Annotated in this window: 1 protein-coding gene; it reads left to right on the plus strand. The window is 53.4% G+C overall.

Annotated features, from left to right (window positions below):
- Nucleotides 1-401, plus strand: a 401-nt coding sequence (tcmP, locus tag HZR81_RS23765) for a three-Cys-motif partner protein TcmP (RefSeq protein ID WP_500129415.1), incomplete at both ends; no start/stop codon positions are given.

The following is a 401-nucleotide window of genomic DNA, read 5'->3' on the forward strand; positions in this document are numbered from 1 at the left end:
GCATGCTGAAAGAGCTGAAGGCACATCAGCCTCGCAATTGGCAGTACCTGATCCAACGCCATCTGTCTGAAGGGATCAAACAGGAAAGCGGTGCCCAGTACATGACCGTGTTCTTCATCCGCCCTGCTGGCAGCAACCCGATGGCCTATTGGTTTATCCATCTGGCGAACAACTACCGCGCCAACGATGTGATGAAGAAGATCCACTGGAAATACGGCAACAACTTTTCCCATATGCTGTCGCCTTCCAGCTTTTTCGGCTACGACGCCAATCGGGATATCGCCGTGACAGGCCAACACGATTTGCTGTTGGATGAGCATCACTTCGACGATGCCACCGATGACCGCGTCCGAGGAGAACTTTCAGAGCTCTTGCCCAAACAGGTCTACGAGGTAGAACGG

Origin of the sequence: Pseudomonas sp. LM13, assembly GCF_041381355.1 — a bacterium.
GTDB lineage: Bacteria > Pseudomonadota > Gammaproteobacteria > Pseudomonadales > Pseudomonadaceae > Stutzerimonas > Stutzerimonas frequens.